This window comes from Pseudomonas sp. GW821-FHT09E12 (assembly GCF_059416085.1).
The window spans coordinates 387374-403740 of record NZ_JBWKOM010000006.1 but is presented as its reverse complement, the minus strand read 5'-3'; the positions used below and the strand labels follow the sequence as shown (position 1 = coordinate 403740).

Sequence of the window (16367 nt, the reverse complement as noted above, 5' to 3'; positions counted from 1 at the left end):
ATGGTGCACTCGACAGGATTCGAACCTGTGACCGCTCGGTTCGTAGCCGAGTACTCTATCCAGCTGAGCTACGAGTGCAATTTGTGTTTTTAGACCAGACCACAACTGGTTGAAGCCAAGTTATTCACATTACTGCAAACAACTCTTAAATGGTGCACTCGACAGGATTCGAACCTGTGACCGCTCGGTTCGTAGCCGAGTACTCTATCCAGCTGAGCTACGAGTGCATTTGTTGCCGCGCATTATAGGCCGTTAAATCTTTTTGTAAAGCACTTTTTCTAGTAATTTCAACAACTTACAGAAGAAGCCAGATTACAACGAACTAAGCAAATAATGGCGGAGAACGGGGGATTCGAACCCCCGACACCCTTTTGAGGTGTACTCCCTTAGCAGGGGAGCGCCTTCGGCCACTCGGCCAGCTCTCCGCAACACGGGGCGTATATTAACCAGCTTTCTCCCCGTTTGCAAACAAAAAAAACGATAAAAATTAATGGCTTGGTTCTTCGTCCTTCTCTTTCTTTATCCGCAGGTAAATTTCTTCCCGGTGCACCGCTACCTCTTTAGGGGCGTTGACACCGATACGCACTTGATTTCCTTTGACGCCAAGCACGGTCACGGTGATTTCGCCATCACCAATAATCAGGCTTTCTGCGCACCGACGAGTCAGAATCAGCATACCTTTCTCCTCACGCATTTCATTTCAGGGACAACAGTCTGCAAAAAAAAGGGTATCGACCTACAACCAGGACGGCCGTAGCCCTACACGCCTAAGTATTGACTAGCGCGAGCAAAAGAACAGTTTTCTGTCACGCCGATCAAAAAAACAAAGGGCGCGGTAAACCGCGCCCTTCGGGCAACGCATCACTCGCCCTGTCGGGCCGGAGCGTCCAGTTCGAAAGCCGTGTGCAGAGCGCGCACAGCCAGTTCCAGGTACTTCTCTTCGATCACCACGGAAACCTTGATTTCCGAGGTCGAGATCATCTGGATGTTGATGCTTTCCTTGGCCAGTGCTTCGAACATGCGGCTGGCAACACCCGCGTGGGAACGCATGCCGACGCCAACGATCGAGACCTTGGCGATCTTGGTATCGCCTACCACTTCCCGGGCGCCGATTTCACGGGCAGTGTTTTCCAGCACTTGCTGGGCTGCCAGGTAATCGTTGCGGTGCACGGTGAAGGTGAAGTCGGTGGTGTTATCGTGCGAAACGTTCTGCACGATCATGTCGACTTCAATATTCGCGGCACTGATCGGGCCGAGAATCTTGAAGGCCACGCCGGGAGTGTCTGGCACGCCACGGATGGTCAGCTTGGCTTCATCGCGGTTAAAAGCGATGCCGGAAATGATCGGCTGTTCCATGGATTCCTCTTCATCAATAGTAATGAGGGTGCCCGGACCCTCCTTGAAGCTGTGCAGTACGCGCAGCGGAACGTTGTACTTGCCGGCGAACTCGACCGCACGGATCTGCAGCACCTTGGAACCCAGGCTGGCCATTTCCAGCATTTCTTCGAAGGTGATCTTGTCCAGGCGCTGGGCCACGGACACCACGCGCGGATCGGTGGTGTAGACGCCGTCGACATCGGTGTAGATCTGGCATTCGTCAGCCTTCAGGGCTGCCGCCAGTGCCACGCCGGTGGTGTCGGAACCGCCACGACCGAGGGTAGTGATGTTGCCGTGCTCGTCGACGCCCTGGAAACCTGCGACCACAACCACGCGACCAGCCTTCAGGTCACCGCGAATTTTCTGATCGTCGATCTGCAAAATGCGCGCTTTATTGTGCGCGCTATCGGTCAGAATCCGCACCTGGTTGCCGGTATAGGAGACTGCCGGCACGCCGCGCTTGATCAGCGCCATGGCCAGCAGTGCGATCGTCACCTGCTCACCGGTGGAAACGATCACGTCCAGCTCGCGAGGAACCGGCTGACCGTCGCCGCTGATTTGCTTGGCAAGGTCGATCAGACGGTTGGTTTCGCCGCTCATGGCCGACAGCACAACCACCAGGTCGTCACCGGCTTCGCGGAATTTTTTCACCTTGTCGGCGACCTGCTCGATTCTTTCGACGGAACCGACCGAGGTACCTCCAAATTTCTGTACGATCAAAGCCATTTCTAAGCCGCCTCAGCCCGTAAAGGGGCGCCCATTAATCAATCAAACTGCGCAGCTCCAAAGCCCGCCACTAGACGACGGGCTCGGCTTGGAACCTTAAATCCCCTGCTCGACAAACGGAACGGTCAGGGCCAGCGCGGCATCCAGCGCAGCGGCATCGACACCGCCGCCCTGCGCCATGTCCGGACGACCACCGCCCTTCCCGCCCACTGCCGCAGCGGCTTGCTTCATCAAATCACCGGCTTTGAGTTGGCCAGTCAGGTCCTTGGTTACGCCCGCAACCAGTACGACCTTTTCCTCATGGACACTGCCGAGCAGGATCACTGCGCGACCGAGTTTGTTTTTCAACTGATCGACCAGCGCCAGCAGCGCTTTGCCGTCCTGGCCGTCCAGGCGCGCCGCCAGCACTTTCGCGCCTTTGACATCCAGCGCCTGCGCCGACAGATCGTCGCCAGCGGCACTGGCGGCCTTGGCCTGCAGCTGCTCGAGTTGTTTCTCCAGCAGGCGGTTGCGCTCCAGCACGGCCGACAGCTTGTCGATCAGGTTGTCACGGCTGCCCTTGACCAGGGTCGCCGCTTCCTTGAGTTGCTCTTCCGCAGCGTTCAGGTACGCCAGTGCCGCGGCACCGGTGACGGCTTCAATACGGCGTACACCCGAAGCGACGCCACCTTCGCTGATGATTTTCAAAAGGCCGATATCGCCGGTGCGGTTGGCGTGGATGCCGCCACACAGTTCAACGGAGAAATCGCCGCCCATGCTCAGGACACGCACGCTGTCGCCGTACTTCTCGCCGAACAGCGCCATGGCGCCCTTCTGCTTGGCGGTGTCGATATCGGTTTCTTCGGTTTCCACCGCGGTGTTCTTGCGAATCTCGGCGTTGACGATGTCTTCCAGGGCCTTGATCTGCTCTGGCTTGATCGCTTCGAAATGGCTGAAGTCGAAACGCAGGCGCTGACTGTCGACCAGCGAACCCTTCTGCTGTACATGCTCGCCCAGCACCTGGCGCAGAGCGGCGTGCAGCAAGTGGGTGGCCGAGTGGTTCAGCGAAGTGGCGTGACGCACTTCCGCATCCACCTGGGTTTGCACCGGTGCACCAACGGTCAGGCTGCCGCTGGCCAAGACGCCGTGATGCAGGAAAGCCCCGCCGGTCTTGGTGGTATCGCGCACGTCGAAACGCGCATTACCCGCTTGCAGGTAACCGCAGTCGCCGATCTGGCCGCCCGACTCGGCATAGAAAGGCGTCTGATCGAGAACGACCACGCCCTCTTCGCCTTCACTCAGCACGTCGACCGATTGCCCTTCCTTATAAAGAGCAACCACCTTGGCCGAACCACTGGTGGCGTGATAACCGGTGAACTCGGTGGCCACATCGACCTTGACCAGGCTGTTGTAGTCCATGCCGAAGGAGCTGGCGGAACGGGCACGTACGCGCTGGGCTTCCATCTCGCGCTCGAAACCTTCCTCGTCGAGGGTCAGTTCACGCTCACGGGCGATGTCGCCAGTCAGGTCCATCGGGAAACCGTAGGTGTCATACAGCTTGAACACCACGTCGCCCGGTACCACCGTGCCTTTGAGTTCGGCCAGGTCCTGCTCGAGGATCTTCAGGCCCTGCTCCAGGGTCTTGGCGAACTGCTCTTCTTCGGCTTTCAGCACGCGCTCGATGTGTGCCTGCTGGGATTTCAGTTCCGGGAAGGCTTCGCCCATTTCGGCGACCAGCGCGGCCACGATCTGATAGAAGAAGCTGCCCTTTGCGCCCAGCTTGTTGCCGTGACGGCAAGCGCGGCGAATGATGCGACGCAGGACATAACCGCGGCCTTCGTTGGAAGGCAGCACGCCGTCGGTGATCAGGAAACCACAGGAACGGATGTGGTCGGCCACGACTTTCAAAGACGCTTGGGCGTCGTTGGTGCAACCGATGGCCTTGGCCGCCGCGTTCAGCAGGCTCTGGAACAGGTCGATTTCATAGTTCGAATGAACGTGCTGCAGGACCGCACTGATCCGCTCCAGGCCCATGCCGGTGTCCACCGACGGCGCTGGCAACGGATGCAACACGCCATCGGCGGTGCGGTTGAACTGCATGAATACGTTGTTCCAGATCTCGATGTAACGGTCGCCGTCCTCTTCCGGCGAGCCCGGTGGGCCGCCCCAGATGTCGGCGCCGTGATCGTAGAAAATCTCGGTGCAAGGACCGCACGGGCCGGTATCGCCCATGGTCCAGAAGTTGTCGGAGGCGTATGGCGCACCCTTGTTGTCGCCGATACGGACCATGCGCTCGGCCGGAACCCCGACTTCCTTGGTCCAGATGTCATAGGCCTCGTCATCGCTGGCGTAGACGGTGACCCAGAGCTTTTCTTTCGGCAGGTTCAGCCACTTGTCGGAGGTCAGGAACGTCCAGGCGAAAGTGATGGCGTCACGCTTGAAGTAATCGCCGAAACTGAAGTTGCCCAGCATTTCGAAGAACGTGTGGTGACGGGCGGTGTAACCAACGTTTTCCAGGTCGTTGTGCTTGCCGCCGGCGCGTACGCATTTCTGGCTGCTTACGGCGCGGGTATAGGCGCGCTTTTCCTGGCCCAGGAAGCAGTCCTTGAACTGGTTCATCCCCGCGTTGGTGAACAGCAGGGTTGGGTCGTTGCCCGGAATCAAAGAGCTGGAGGCTACACGGGTGTGGCCTTGCTCTTCGAAGAAGCGAAGGAAGGCTTCACGGATTTCTGCGCTTTTCATTAGGTTCTTCCACGGAGACTGCGGCCAAAGGCCTGTGCGAAACGTCATCAGACGAAACGACGGCAAAGGGCCGCATTATATCGGCCCTGAGCTTGGGGTACAGCGTGTTTATACGATAGAGACGGTCAATTGGACGGCTAACACTGTCAGTTGCGGGAAAAATCGATAAAAGTCCCGACGACCTGCTCGATTTGTGCACGACTGACGTCCATATGGGTGACCATACGCAGCCGCGACGCGGCGCTCAGCCTGATCCCGCGTTCGCCGGCGAAGGCCTTGAGCGCTTCTGCCCTGTCCCCCATCGCGACATAGACCATGTTGGTCTGCACCGGCTCGACGTCATAGCCCGCCTCACGCAGCCCCTCCGCCAGCAACTGGGCATTGGCGTGGTCATCGGCCAGGCGCGCTACGTGATGATCGAGCGCATACAGGCCCGCCGCGGCCAGGATTCCGGCCTGGCGCATGCCACCGCCGACCATCTTGCGCAGGCGCCTGGCCTTGCCGATCAGCTGCGCCGAACCGCACAGCACTGAGCCCACCGGCGCGCCCAGGCCCTTGGACAGGCACACCGAAACCGAATCGAAGTGCTGGGTGATCTGCCGCGCATCGACACCCAGCTTGACCGCCGCGTTGTACAGTCGCGCGCCGTCCAGGTGCAGGGCCAGGCCATGCTCACGGGTGAAGGCCCGGGCCTGCGCCAGATAGCTCAATGGCAGCACCTTGCCCTGCATGGTGTTTTCCAGCGCCAGCAGGCGGGTACAGGCAAAGTGGAAATCATCCGGCTTGATCGCCGCGGCCACCTGGGCCAGGTCCAGCGAGCCGTCGGCCTGGACTTCCAATGGCTGTGGCTGGATCGAACCCAGCACCGCCGCGCCGCCGCCTTCGTACTTATAGGTATGCGCCTGCTGGCCGACGATGTATTCGTCGCCACGCCCACAATGGGCCATCAAGCCCAGCAGGTTGCTCATGGTGCCGGTCGGCACGAACAGCGCTTCGACGAACCCCAGGCGCTGCGCCAGTTCAGCTTCCAGGCGGTTGACCGTCGGATCTTCGCCGTAGACATCATCGCCCGTGGCCGCCGTGGCCATAGCTTCCAGCATGCCTGCCGTGGGTTGGGTAACGGTGTCACTACGAAGATCGATAACGCTCATGAATCAGGCCTCGGCAAGGGGACGCGAACGTCGCTGCGGATAAGGAAATTCTTTCGAACTGAATTACTACGGGCACAACCGCGATTTATCAAGGCCCACCCGGGAAAAGCCCAGCGATGGACATGAAAAACCGATGTTTATCATCCAAACGCCGCAATGCACCGCCGAAAAATATGTGTTACAAACTCACCGCCGCCGCAAAGCCCGGTGGCAACGTTCTCAGGGCGGGGTGCAATTCCCCACCGGCGGTAATTGCGCGCAATGCGCATAGCCCGCGAGCGCTTGGCGACAGGCACCGCTTCGGCGGCGAATGACGGCAAGGTCAGCAGACCCGGTGTGATCCCGGGGCCGACGGTCATAGTCCGGATGAAGAGAGAACGGGATTGGTGCCAAAGGGCCGTCCACAGACCTGCGCATGACTGCTTGTGCGCCTGGCCTGTACGTACCCTTAAATCCCTTTCGATTCATAACGCCCTGTTTTTCACACAAACAGGAGTCAGAACAGATGCAACCCACCGCAATCGATAGCAAAAGCAAACAGCATCACGGCGAACGCGTGGCGTTTATCCAGGCCTGCTGGCATAAGGAAATCGTCGACCAGAGCCGCAAAGGGTTCGTCAGCGAAATGCTCGCCCAGGGTTATCAGGAAAGCGATATCGACTTCTTCGAAGTCGGCGGCGCCTTTGAAATTCCACTGCACGCCAAGCTGCTGGCCAAGTCCGGTCGTTATGCCGGCATCGTCGCCGCGGGCCTGGTGGTGGACGGCGGTATCTACCGCCACGAATTCGTCGCCCAGTCGGTGATCAGCGGCCTGATGCAGGTCCAGCTGGAAACCGAAGTGCCGGTGTTCTCGGTGGTCTTGACCCCGCACCACTTCCACGCCGGCGAAGAACATCAGAAGTTCTTCTTCGAGCATTTCGTGCACAAGGGCCAGGAAGCGGCGAAGACCTGCGCCGACACCCTGCACAAGACTCGCGCCCTGCGTCGTCCTGAGCAGCGGGTAGCGGTGTAAGCGTCAGACGCTGAAAGCAAAATCGCGAGCCAGTTCGTTCCTACAGGGATCGAGCTGGCTCGCGATGCTTTTTGTGGCCACTGCCGCAGGCTGCGATAAGGCCCGCAGGGCCTTCTAATCAACCTCAAAAGCGGCGCCCGCTACGCGGTCGATCGCAGCCTTCGGCAGCGGCTACAGATTGCCGTATCAGGCCAGGCCGTCAGCCGTGGTCGGCACGATCAGGATCCCGGCACGCAGGCCGTTCTTCACCTTGGGGTTTGGGAAAATGATCCGCGCGCCCTCCTCCTCGACTATCCAGCGGGTCTGGGCGATATCGTCGGCCAGCAGGTAACCCACTTCCAGTTCGGAGAAGTTCTCGATGTCCGCCGGCAGATGCAGGTGGAAGGTATCGCTGTGCTTGATGATTTCCCGAGCGACGCTGAACAGCTGCAAGCCATCCAGCTTCTCCTCCGCCATAGGCGGTTCGCGGCCTTCGATGATCTGCTTGAGGCGGGTTTCCAGACGCTCGACATTCACCCCCTGGTTCTGCCCGAACGGCCGGGCCTTGCCCAGCTCCAGGGTGAAAGACTCGGCGTCCAGCTTGTCGTAGGTATAGGAGCTGAACACGATGGACGGTTTGTTCTGCAGCAGCACCGCCTGCATGCCCGCGGCCCGCAGGCGCGCCAGTTCCCGGCGCGAGTGCTGGCGACCTTCTTTCCACGGATACAGGGCGAACTGTTCGATCTTCGAACCGCGGATCGCCGTGTGCAGGTCGTAGTGCAGGCGGGTACGCTCCGGCAGGCTGAAGAAACTCGCCGCCAGGCGCTCCAGCTCGCAGGCGCGCAGGGCTTCATTGCCGCTGCTTTGTTCATGCCGGCCATTGAACAGCCGGTTGATGTCCTGCTCGATGAAACGCTCGCCGCGGCGCATGGCCTCGGGGTTGCCGAACAGGAACAGAATGCGTGCGCACGGCTTGAGGTCGCCGCGGGCGATGTCGTGCAACAGACGGTCGAGCAACTCGATCGGTGCCGTCTCATTGCCGTGGATGCCGGCCGACAACAGCACATCCATGCCATTGTCCCGCGCCTGGGGTGGCCGGACTTCCAGCGCACCTTCGCTTAGCCAGCGCATCCGCACGCCGTCGACAGTCAGTTGAGTCTTCTCCGCCGGTTCACGACCGGCGAGGGTCAGTTCAAGCAGTTTGCCGAGGGCGAGCATAGAACGTTATTCCTTAATGGTCGTGCTGGCAGTCAGGGCCGTGCACGTGATCGTCGTCACCAGCGTCGGCCGGTTCCATTTCCAGTTGCAGACTTACCAGATTAGTCGCCAATGGGCGCAGCAGCAGGTTGGCGTATTCTTCGTCGCCTTCCTCGACGTCCACGCCGATCAGCAGCTGGCCGCGGCCGTCCTGCTGGATCCACAGTTCCTTGCCTTGCCACATCACGGCAACGCGGGTGCAGGAAGTTTCCAGTTGAGTGCCGTCGGTGTCTTCAAGGATCAGCTGCAGGGTATCGCTCATTTATTACGCTCTCATCTGGAGGTAAAGCGGCGCGCCTGGATCAGCAGAAGCAGGCGCGGGCTTTTAATTGATCTGGAATGGATAAACCGCGCCCAGTTTAAGGATTTGCGTCAGTTCATCCAGTGCCGTCCGGCACTCAAGCAGCAATTGCGGGTCCGCCAGATCGTTTTCGCTCAGGCGGTCGCGGTAGTGCTTGTCGACCCACTGGGTCAGCGTGCCGTACAACGGCGCGGTCATGATAACCCCTGGGTTGACCGCCGCCAGCTCGGTTTGATTGAGCGCGACCCGTAGCCGCAGGCACGCCGGGCCACCGCCGTTCTGCATGCTCTGCTTGAGGTCGAAGACTTTCACTTTGCGGATCAGGCCGCCGGAGCTGGTCAGGCTTTGCAGGTACTGCCAGACACGCTCGTTGCCGCGGCACTCTTCCGGCACGATCAGCAGCATCGAGCCATCGGCGCGGGACAGCAGTTGACTGTTGAACAGATAGGAACGCACCGCGTCTTCCACCGTGACCTGCGAGCGCGGCACACAGATCGACTGGAAGTTGCCGCCGCGCTTGCCCAGCTTGGCCTGCAGCTCGGCGAGCATCTTGTCGGTCTCGAGGAACGCGTCCTCGTGATAGAACAGCACTTCGCCGTTACCCACCGCGATCACATCGTTGTGGAACACACCCTGGTCGATCACCGACGGGTTCTGCTGGGCATACACCACACCGTCGTCGCTCAGGCCGTGCAGGCGGGCGACGGCCTGCGAGGCTTCCAGGGTCTGGCGCGCCGGGTACTTCTGCGGTGCCGGGTAGCGGGTATCGAAGGCGCTGCGACCGAAGACGAAGAACTCGACACCGGCTTGGCCGTAGTCACGGCAGAAACGGGTGTGGTTGGCCGCACCCTCATCGCCGAACTGCGCCACCGCCGGCAACGCCGCGTGATGGGCGAAGTGTTTCTGGTCGGCGAACATCGCCCCCAGCACGCGACTGGTGGTCGGGTGCTCGATGCTGCGGTGATATTTGCAGTTCAGGTTGGCGGCGGTGAAATGCACGCGACCGTCAGCGGTGTCGGCGCTCGGGCTGACCGTGGCGGCGTTGGCCACCCACATGCTCGACGCCGAGCAACTGGCGACCAGCAGCGGCATCGCATCCTTGGCGGCGCGCTCGATGACCTGCGCATCGCTGCCGGCAAAACCCAGCCGACGCAGGGCGGCCACGTCCGGGCGTTCCTGGGGTGCCAGCACGCCTTGCTGGAAACCCATTTCCATCAGCGCTTTCATTTTCGCCAGGCCCTGCAGCGCGGCCTCCTTGGGATTGGAAGACTGCTGGCTGTTGCTCTGGGACGCGACGTTGCCGTAGGACAGGCCGCCGTAGTTATGGGTAGGCCCCACTAGACCGTCGAAATTGACTTCATAGGATTTCATCAGCGAGGCTCCACGAGAATCTGTTGTTATAGGCATCGGTATCAGTACATGTCTTGAGGCCGTCGGCGCCCGCTTCGCGGGACGATCGCAGCCTGCGGCAGCGGCTACAGGGTTACCACAACCACCGACGCCCCACCGCTCTCTGTAGCCGCTTCGCAGGCTGCGATAAGGTCCACAAGACCTTCCGGCAATCTACGGTGCAACCCATCACCCCAGGCGTACACCCGGCGTCAGCGCGCTCGGCAAGGTCAGGCTCGAGGCTTCCAGCGACGCCACCGGGTACGCGCAGTAATCCGCCGCGTAATAGGCACTGGCGCGATGGTTGCCCGAGGCACCCACACCGCCGAACGGCGCGCTGCTCGCGGCACCGGTCAGCTGCTTGTTCCAGTTGACGATACCGGCCCGGCTTTCCAGCCAGAACTGCTGGTAACGCGCCTCGGAATCCGACAGCAGACCCGCTGCCAGACCGTATTGGGTGTCGTTGGCCTCGGCGATCGCCGCTGCGAAATCGGCGTAGCGAATCACTTGCAGCAAGGGGCCGAACAGTTCTTCGTCCGGGCGCTCGGCCACCGCGGTCACGTCGAGAATGCCCGGGGTCAACAGCGCGGCCTGGGCCTGCGGCTGGGTCATTTCCAGCAGCGCCACGGCGCCATTGGCCAACAGGTTTTCCTGGGCCTGCATCAGTGCGCGGGCAGCGCCAAGGGAAATCACCGAGCCCATGAACGGTGCCGGCTGCTGGTCGAACGCACCGACCTCGATGGTCGAGCTGACCGCCACCAGGCGCTCCAGCAACTGATCGCCCCAGGCGCCTTGCGGCACCAGCAGGCGGCGCGCGCAGGTGCAACGCTGGCCGGCGGAAATGAAGGCCGACTGGATAATGGTGTAGACCGCCGCGTCCAGGTCCGCGACCTGGTCCACCACCAGCGGATTGTTACCGCCCATCTCCAGCGCGAGGATCTTGTCCGGGCGGCCGGCAAACTGCTGATGCAGGTGATTACCGGTACGACTGGAACCGGTGAAGAACAGACCGTCGATCCCCGGGTTGCCAGCCAGGGCGATGCCGGTTTCCCGCGCACCTTGCAGCAGGTTCAGAACGCCCGCCGGCAGGCCGGCTTCGATCCAGCACTTGACGGTCAGCTCGGCGACTTTCGGGGTCAGCTCGCTGGGCTTGAACAGCACGCTGTTACCCGCCAGCAGCGCAGGAACGATATGCCCGTTAGGCAGATGGCCTGGGAAGTTGTAAGGGCCGAACACCGCCACCACGCCATGGGGCTTGTGGCGCAATACCGCGGTGGCGTCGCCCAGCGGGCCGCTCTTCTCACCGGTGCGTTCCCGGTAGCTCTGCACCGAAATCGCGATCTTGTTGACCATGCTGGTCACTTCGGTGGCGGCTTCCCACAGCGGCTTGCCGGTTTCCTCGCCGATGCAGCGCGCCAGTTCGTCGGCATGGCTTTTCAGGCTGGCGGCAAAGGCTTCCAGCACCGCGATCCGCTCGTCCAGCGACCGCTTGGCCCAGGCCGGGAATGCCTGGCGCGCGGCCTGCACCGCACTTTCAACCTGGGCGACGGTGGCGCCGTTGCCCGACCACAGCACCTGCTGGGTCACCGGATTCAAGGATTCAAAGGCTGCGCCCTGGCCTGGCAGCCATTGGCCTGCGATGTACAGCGTGTTCATTATTTCGACTCCCGGGAAGCAGACAGCGCAACGGCACGGACCTGATCGCCCGCATTGAGTTGCAGGCGTTTGGCGGTCAGTGCATCAACCACCAGGGTGCCCGACGCGAAGCGCGCGGGTGCGGCGGTGATCCGGCAATCCTCGCGCTTGCGGTTATGAATCAGGAAAGGCGTGGCGTCGTCGCCCGGCGTGCCGATGGCCAACACCAGCGCCTGGCTGTCGCGCACCGCGCGGATCTTGGCGGTTTCGCACTCCACCGCCGGGCCGGCGTCGAAGATGTCGACGTAACCCTGGTAGCTGAAGCCCTCGCTCTTGAGCATGGCCAGCGCCGGCTCGGTATCGGTGTGCACCTTGCCGATCACGTTGCGCGCGCCCTCGGAGAGGAAGCAGGTGTACAGCGGGAACTTCGGCATCAGTTCGGCGATGAACGCCTTGTTACCCACGCCGGTCAGGTAGTCGGCCTGGCTGAACTCCATCTTGAAGAAGTGCCGGCCCAGGCTTTCCCAGAATGGCGAGCGCCCGGCTTCATCGGACATGCCGCGCATCTCGGCGATGATCTTGTTGCCGAACAGCTGCGGGAATTCGGCGATGAACAGCATGCGTGCCTTGGCCAGCATGCGGCCGTTGAGGCCGGTGCGGTAATCGGCATGCAGGAACAGCGAGCACAGCTCGGAATTGCCGGTCAGGTCGTTGGCCAGGAACAGCGTCGGAATCTCGCGGTAGATATTCAGTTCCTGGGAGGCGCTGACGGTCAGGCCGACCCGGAAGTTGTACCAGGGCTCGCGCAGGCCAACGGCGCCGGCGATCGCGGAAATCCCCACCACGCGGCCGTTGTCGTCCTCGAGCACGAACAGGTAATCCGCATCGCCCCGCTCGGCTTCGCCACGGAAGGTCTTTTCCGCCCAGCCCACGCGGTGTTTCAGGCGTTCTTCGTTGGCCGGCAAGGTGGTAAGGCCGGTGCCGGTGCTGCGGGCCAGGTCGATCAGAGCGGGTAAGTCGCTGCTGCGTACGGGACGAACGATCATGCTATCTCCTCAGACGGGTGCCGCTGACGGCCCCCGCGAAACTCGCTGCTTTCCAGGATTCTTCCGGCATTTGCCGCAGCCGTTAAACCGCCACCAGACGCACGCTGGCACCTTCGCCGACGCCCAGGGCTTCGGCCGCTTGCAGATCCAGGGTCACCGGCTTGCCCGGCGCGTAATCCAGCTCCAGCATCACCGCGCGGTAATCCTGCAACTGCGCATTGGCGACCAGGTACTGGCGGCCGCCGCCCTTGGCGACCTCGCCGATCTTCACCGGCACCACGCGGCTCTGGGCGATCGAGCGGATCCCCGAGACCCGGGCGTGCAGGGTCGGGCCACCGTCGAAGATGTCGATGTAATGGTCGGTCTCGAAGCCTTCGCGCATCAGGATGTCGAAGGTGATCTGCGCCCGCGGGTGCACCTGGCCCATGGCTTCCTGCGCGGCATCCGGCAGCAGCGGCACATAGATCGGGTAATGCGGCATCAGCTCGGCGAGGAAGGTGCGGCTTTTCAGCCCGCACAGACGCTCGGCGGCGGCGTAGTTGAGGTCGAAGAAGTTGCGACCGATGGCATCCCAGAACGGCGAGTCGCCATTCTCATCGCTATAGCCAACGATCTCGGTCACCACCGAATCGGCGAAACGCTCAGGGTGGCTGGCGACGAACAGCAGGCGGCCGCGGGAATTGAGTTCCGACCACGGCGAACCCACCAGTTCCGGGACCACATAGAAACTGGTCAGCAGGCTGTTGCCAGTCAGGTCGTGGCACTGGGAGAGCACGTGGATCTTGTTGTGGATCTTCAGCTCGCGGGAGGCGTGCACGAAGGTCTCGTTACGGAAGCTGTAGAACGGCTCGGAATAACCGGCCGAGGCGACGATGGCCGAGCAACCGACCAGCTTGCCGGTTTCGGTATCCTCAAGGACGAAGAAATAGCTCTCCTCGCCATTGAAGCTCACCTCCGCGGCGAACGAAGCCTCGCTTGCGGCGATCTTGTCGCTCAGGCGTTCCACGTCATCCGGCAAGGAAGTGACACCAATCGGGCTGTCCGCAGCCAGACGCTGTACCTCGCCCAGATCAGCCATTTGCGCGGGGCGCATCACCAGCATGGTGTCACTCCTTACTCGAAACAGGCCGGCCAGGAGGCCGACTCAGGGAAAAAAATGCCGGGACAGCCCGGCACCGAAAATGAGGCTCGACGCTTGCCCTGCAGACAAGCGCCGAGAAGTACCGCGGCCCGAATCAGGCCTGGGTCAGCTTGGCGACCGCGCGCTCGAAGCGCTGCAGGCCTTCTTCGATGTCCGCTTCCTCGACCACCAGGCTCGGGGCGAAACGCACCACGTCCGGGCCGGCCTGGAGGATCATCAGGTTTTCTTTTTCAGCGGCGTTGAACACGTCCTTGGCCTTGCCTTTCCAGGCATCGCTGAGCACGCAACCGAGCAGCAGGCCCAGGCCACGCACTTCGGTGAACAGGCCGTACTTCTCGCCGATCTGCAGCAGACGGGTCTTGAAGCGATCGTGCTTGGCCTTCACGCCGTTCAGCACTTCGGGCGTGTTGATCACGTCGATCACCGCACCAGCCACCGCGCATGCCAGCGGGTTGCCGCCGTAGGTGGTGCCGTGGGTACCGACCACCAGGTGCTTGGCCAGCGCCTCGGTGGTCAGCATCGCAGCAATCGGGAAACCGCCGCCCAGGCTCTTGGCGCTGGTCAGGATGTCCGGGGTCACGCCGTAGTGCATATAGGCGAACAGCTCGCCGCTGCGGCCCATGCCGGTCTGCACTTCGTCAAACACCAGCAGCGCGTTGTGCGCGTCGCACAGCTCGCGGGCGCCTTGCAGGTAAGCCTGCTCGGCCGGCAACACACCGCCTTCGCCCTGGATCGGCTCCAGTACCACCGCGCAGGTCTTGTCCGAAATCGCCGCTTTCAATGCCGCCAGATCGTTGTAAGGAACGTGGGTGATACCGGTGATTTTAGGACCGAAGCCATCGGAGTATTTCGACTGGCCGCCGACGTTCACGGTGAACAGGGTGCGACCGTGGAAGCTGTTGAGGGCCGCGATGATTTCGTATTTTTCCGCGCCGAAACGGTCGAAAGCGACACGACGGGCCAGCTTGAAGGCGGCCTCGTTGGCCTCGGCCCCGGAGTTGCAGAAGAACGCGCGCTCGGCAAAGGTGGCGTCGACCAGCTTGTGGGCCAGGCGCAGGGCCGGCTCGTTGGTAAAGACGTTGGATACATGCCACAGCTTGTTGGCCTGCTCGGTCAGAGCAGCGACCAGCGCCGGATGGGCGTGGCCCAGTACGTTGACCGCGATCCCGCCGGCAAAGTCGATCAGCTCTCGGCCCGACTGATCCCAGACTCGGGAACCCGCGCCACGCACAGGAATGAAAGCCGCAGGTGCATAGTTGGGAACCATGACCTGATCGAAATCGGCGCGTTGCACCGGAGCTTGCTCAACGGACATCGGAGTCTCCTGAAGAGGAACGCCTGCCTGAAACTGGCGAGCGATGGGGGGATTGTAAGGACAGTTTTCTGCCCGACCTTGTCGCCAAGCGACAACTTCTTATAGCGCCAACCCCGGTTTTACGCGGGTTTACGGCAATGCGACAAATAGCGTCGCAAAGGCGCAGTTTAAACTGCTAGAGGCTTTAACGGCAGGATTGTCCAACGATTTGCGCCACACAATACGGCGCCAGCGCGAGCAAGCTTCGCTCCTACAGAAGAATGCATTCCGTGTAGGAGCGAAGCTTGCTCGCGATAGCAATTTGACAGGTAAAACGAAGAGGTGGATCAACCGCGCTCGGAAGGCACCGAAGACAGTTCGAACGGGCTGCTGCTGCGCCGCTGGTTGCGGTCCTCCCGCGGCGTGGCGCCGAAGAAGTTGCGGTAGGCGCTGGAGAAATGCGGCCCCGAGGAGAAACCGCAGGACAGGCCGATCTGGATGATCGATTTGCTGGTCTGCATCAGCATCTGCCGCGCCTTGTTCAGGCGCAATTCCAGGTAGTACTGGCTCGGCACACGATTGAGGTATTGCTTGAAAATCCGCTCCAACTGCCGACGCGAGACGCACACATGCTGGGCGATTTCGTCGGTGGTCAGCGGCTCCTCGATATTGGCCTCCATCAGCAGCACCGCCTGGGTCAGCTTCGGGTGACTGGAACCCAGGCGGTTCTGCAACGGAATGCGTTGGCGCTCGCCGCCTTCGCGGATCCGCTCGACCACCAGTTCTTCCGAGACCGCGCCGGCCAGTTCCGCGCCGTGGTCACGGGCCAGCACCGCCAGCAACAGATCCAGCACCGACATCCCGCCGCAGGCCGTCAGGCGATCGCGATCCCAATCGAACAGATGGCTGGTGGCGATGACCTTGGGGAAGCGCTCGGCGAAATCATCCTGCCAACGCCAGTGCACCGCCGCCCGATAACCGTCGAGGAACCCCAGCTGCGCCAGGGGATACACACCGGCGGACAAGCCGCCGATCACACAGCCGGCACGCACCAGTTGCTTGAGCGCGCTGCTCAGGGCCGGCGCCAGGGTGGCAGGCGGCTCATCGGCCAGCAGGAACAGTTTCTGGCAGCCTTCGAGCTTGCCCGACCAGGGCTCACCGGGCAGTTGCCAGGCGCCGTCGGCCGGAGCCTCGGCCTGCAGGAAGGCCAGTTCGTAGACCACTTCCGGATGCACGCGCTGAGCGACACGCAAGGCCTCCTCGGCCAGCGCCAGCGTCAAGGCTTTAGTGCTGGGCCAAATCAGGAAACCAATTCGATGGGCAGTCATGGCGGGCAAT

The 16367-nt window shown here is 61.8% G+C and carries 13 protein-coding genes, 3 tRNA genes and 1 riboswitch; of the genes, 1 reads left to right on the top strand and 15 read right to left on the bottom strand.

Going from position 1 to position 16367, the window contains the following annotated elements:
• Window position 1: 1 nt before the first annotated feature.
• The 7 genes from AC07PQ_RS20160 to ltaE form a co-directional block, all read right to left on the bottom strand.
• Window positions 2–78 (bottom strand) — tRNA-Arg (locus tag AC07PQ_RS20160).
• Between the two features lie 72 nt (window positions 79–150).
• Window positions 151–227, bottom strand: a tRNA-Arg gene (locus AC07PQ_RS20155).
• 107 nt (window positions 228–334) lie between these two features.
• Window positions 335–425, bottom strand: a tRNA-Ser gene (locus AC07PQ_RS20150).
• Between the two features lie 62 nt (window positions 426–487).
• Window positions 488–676, bottom strand: a complete 189-nt coding sequence (csrA, locus tag AC07PQ_RS20145; RefSeq protein ID WP_002554426.1) for a carbon storage regulator CsrA — start codon at window positions 674–676, stop codon at window positions 488–490.
• 185 nt (window positions 677–861) lie between these two features.
• Window positions 862–2103, bottom strand: coding sequence for an aspartate kinase (locus AC07PQ_RS20140; protein WP_007921569.1), 1242 nt, complete (start codon window positions 2101–2103; stop codon window positions 862–864).
• A gap of 96 nt (window positions 2104–2199) precedes the next feature.
• Complete coding sequence (gene alaS / locus AC07PQ_RS20135) at window positions 2200–4824, bottom strand: alanine--tRNA ligase (RefSeq protein ID WP_493186042.1); 2625 nt, start codon at window positions 4822–4824, stop codon at window positions 2200–2202.
• Between the two features lie 146 nt (window positions 4825–4970).
• On the bottom strand, window positions 4971–5975 hold the full coding sequence (ltaE, locus tag AC07PQ_RS20130; protein WP_493186043.1) for a low-specificity L-threonine aldolase: 1005 nt from the start codon (window positions 5973–5975) through the stop codon (window positions 4971–4973).
• A 211-nt stretch (window positions 5976–6186) separates the two neighbouring features.
• A riboswitch (FMN riboswitch) is annotated at window positions 6187–6358 on the top strand.
• A gap of 122 nt (window positions 6359–6480) precedes the next feature.
• Here ltaE and AC07PQ_RS20125 point away from each other — a divergent pair.
• Window positions 6481–6987, top strand: coding sequence for a 6,7-dimethyl-8-ribityllumazine synthase (locus AC07PQ_RS20125; protein WP_007921563.1), 507 nt, complete (start codon window positions 6481–6483; stop codon window positions 6985–6987).
• 186 nt (window positions 6988–7173) lie between these two features.
• Here the strand turns inward: AC07PQ_RS20125 and astE are convergent, their stop codons facing one another.
• The 8 genes from astE to argR all read right to left on the bottom strand — a co-directional run bounded on the left by astE (window position 7174) and on the right by argR (window position 16357).
• The gene (astE, locus tag AC07PQ_RS20120; protein ID WP_007921561.1) at window positions 7174–8184 is read right to left on the bottom strand and encodes a succinylglutamate desuccinylase; all 1011 of its coding nucleotides are present in this window, start codon (window positions 8182–8184) and stop codon (window positions 7174–7176) included.
• Window positions 8185–8197: 13 nt separating this feature from the next.
• Window positions 8198–8485 carry a hypothetical protein gene (locus AC07PQ_RS20115; RefSeq protein WP_007921560.1) on the bottom strand — a complete coding sequence of 96 codons (288 nt, stop codon included), beginning with the start codon at window positions 8483–8485 and terminating at the stop codon, window positions 8198–8200.
• Between the two features lie 63 nt (window positions 8486–8548).
• On the bottom strand, window positions 8549–9895 hold the full coding sequence (gene astB, locus AC07PQ_RS20110) for an N-succinylarginine dihydrolase (RefSeq protein WP_007921558.1): 1347 nt from the start codon (window positions 9893–9895) through the stop codon (window positions 8549–8551).
• Between the two features lie 207 nt (window positions 9896–10102).
• The gene (astD, locus tag AC07PQ_RS20105; RefSeq protein ID WP_493186169.1) at window positions 10103–11572 is read right to left on the bottom strand and encodes a succinylglutamate-semialdehyde dehydrogenase; all 1470 of its coding nucleotides are present in this window, start codon (window positions 11570–11572) and stop codon (window positions 10103–10105) included.
• Window positions 11569–12594, bottom strand: coding sequence for an arginine N-succinyltransferase (gene astA, locus AC07PQ_RS20100; protein WP_007921553.1), 1026 nt, complete (start codon window positions 12592–12594; stop codon window positions 11569–11571). Before astA ends, astD begins: the two co-directional genes overlap by 4 nt.
• An 82-nt stretch (window positions 12595–12676) precedes the next feature.
• On the bottom strand, window positions 12677–13696 hold the full coding sequence (gene aruF / locus AC07PQ_RS20095) for an arginine/ornithine succinyltransferase subunit alpha (RefSeq protein ID WP_007921551.1): 1020 nt from the start codon (window positions 13694–13696) through the stop codon (window positions 12677–12679).
• A gap of 133 nt (window positions 13697–13829) precedes the next feature.
• Window positions 13830–15050, bottom strand: a complete 1221-nt coding sequence (locus AC07PQ_RS20090) for an aspartate aminotransferase family protein (protein WP_007921549.1) — start codon at window positions 15048–15050, stop codon at window positions 13830–13832.
• A 326-nt stretch (window positions 15051–15376) separates the two neighbouring features.
• Entirely contained in the window at window positions 15377–16357 is a 981-nt protein-coding gene (gene argR / locus AC07PQ_RS20085; RefSeq protein ID WP_007921547.1) for a transcriptional regulator ArgR, read from the bottom strand.
• Window positions 16358–16367 lie beyond the last annotated feature (10 nt).

What these genes read in the sequence shown, in the direction of transcription:
- aruF (WP_007921551.1), bottom strand. Translation starts at nt 13,696, where the DNA reads ATGCTGGTGATGCGCCCCGCGCAAATGGCTGATCTGGGCGAGGTACAG.
- ltaE (WP_493186043.1), bottom strand. Translation starts at nt 5,975, where the DNA reads ATGAGCGTTATCGATCTTCGTAGTGACACCGTTACCCAACCCACGGCA.
- AC07PQ_RS20140 (WP_007921569.1), bottom strand. Translation starts at nt 2,103, where the DNA reads ATGGCTTTGATCGTACAGAAATTTGGAGGTACCTCGGTCGGTTCCGTC.
- astA (WP_007921553.1), bottom strand. Translation starts at nt 12,594, where the DNA reads ATGATCGTTCGTCCCGTACGCAGCAGCGACTTACCCGCTCTGATCGAC.
- AC07PQ_RS20115 (WP_007921560.1), bottom strand. Translation starts at nt 8,485, where the DNA reads ATGAGCGATACCCTGCAGCTGATCCTTGAAGACACCGACGGCACTCAA.
- argR (WP_007921547.1), bottom strand. Translation starts at nt 16,357, where the DNA reads ATGACTGCCCATCGAATTGGTTTCCTGATTTGGCCCAGCACTAAAGCC.
- astB (WP_007921558.1), bottom strand. Translation starts at nt 9,895, where the DNA reads ATGAAATCCTATGAAGTCAATTTCGACGGTCTAGTGGGGCCTACCCAT.
- csrA (WP_002554426.1), bottom strand. Translation starts at nt 676, where the DNA reads ATGCTGATTCTGACTCGTCGGTGCGCAGAAAGCCTGATTATTGGTGAT.
- astE (WP_007921561.1), bottom strand. Translation starts at nt 8,184, where the DNA reads ATGCTCGCCCTCGGCAAACTGCTTGAACTGACCCTCGCCGGTCGTGAA.
- alaS (WP_493186042.1), bottom strand. Translation starts at nt 4,824, where the DNA reads ATGAAAAGCGCAGAAATCCGTGAAGCCTTCCTTCGCTTCTTCGAAGAG.
- AC07PQ_RS20090 (WP_007921549.1), bottom strand. Translation starts at nt 15,050, where the DNA reads ATGTCCGTTGAGCAAGCTCCGGTGCAACGCGCCGATTTCGATCAGGTC.
- AC07PQ_RS20125 (WP_007921563.1), top strand. Translation starts at nt 6,481, where the DNA reads ATGCAACCCACCGCAATCGATAGCAAAAGCAAACAGCATCACGGCGAA.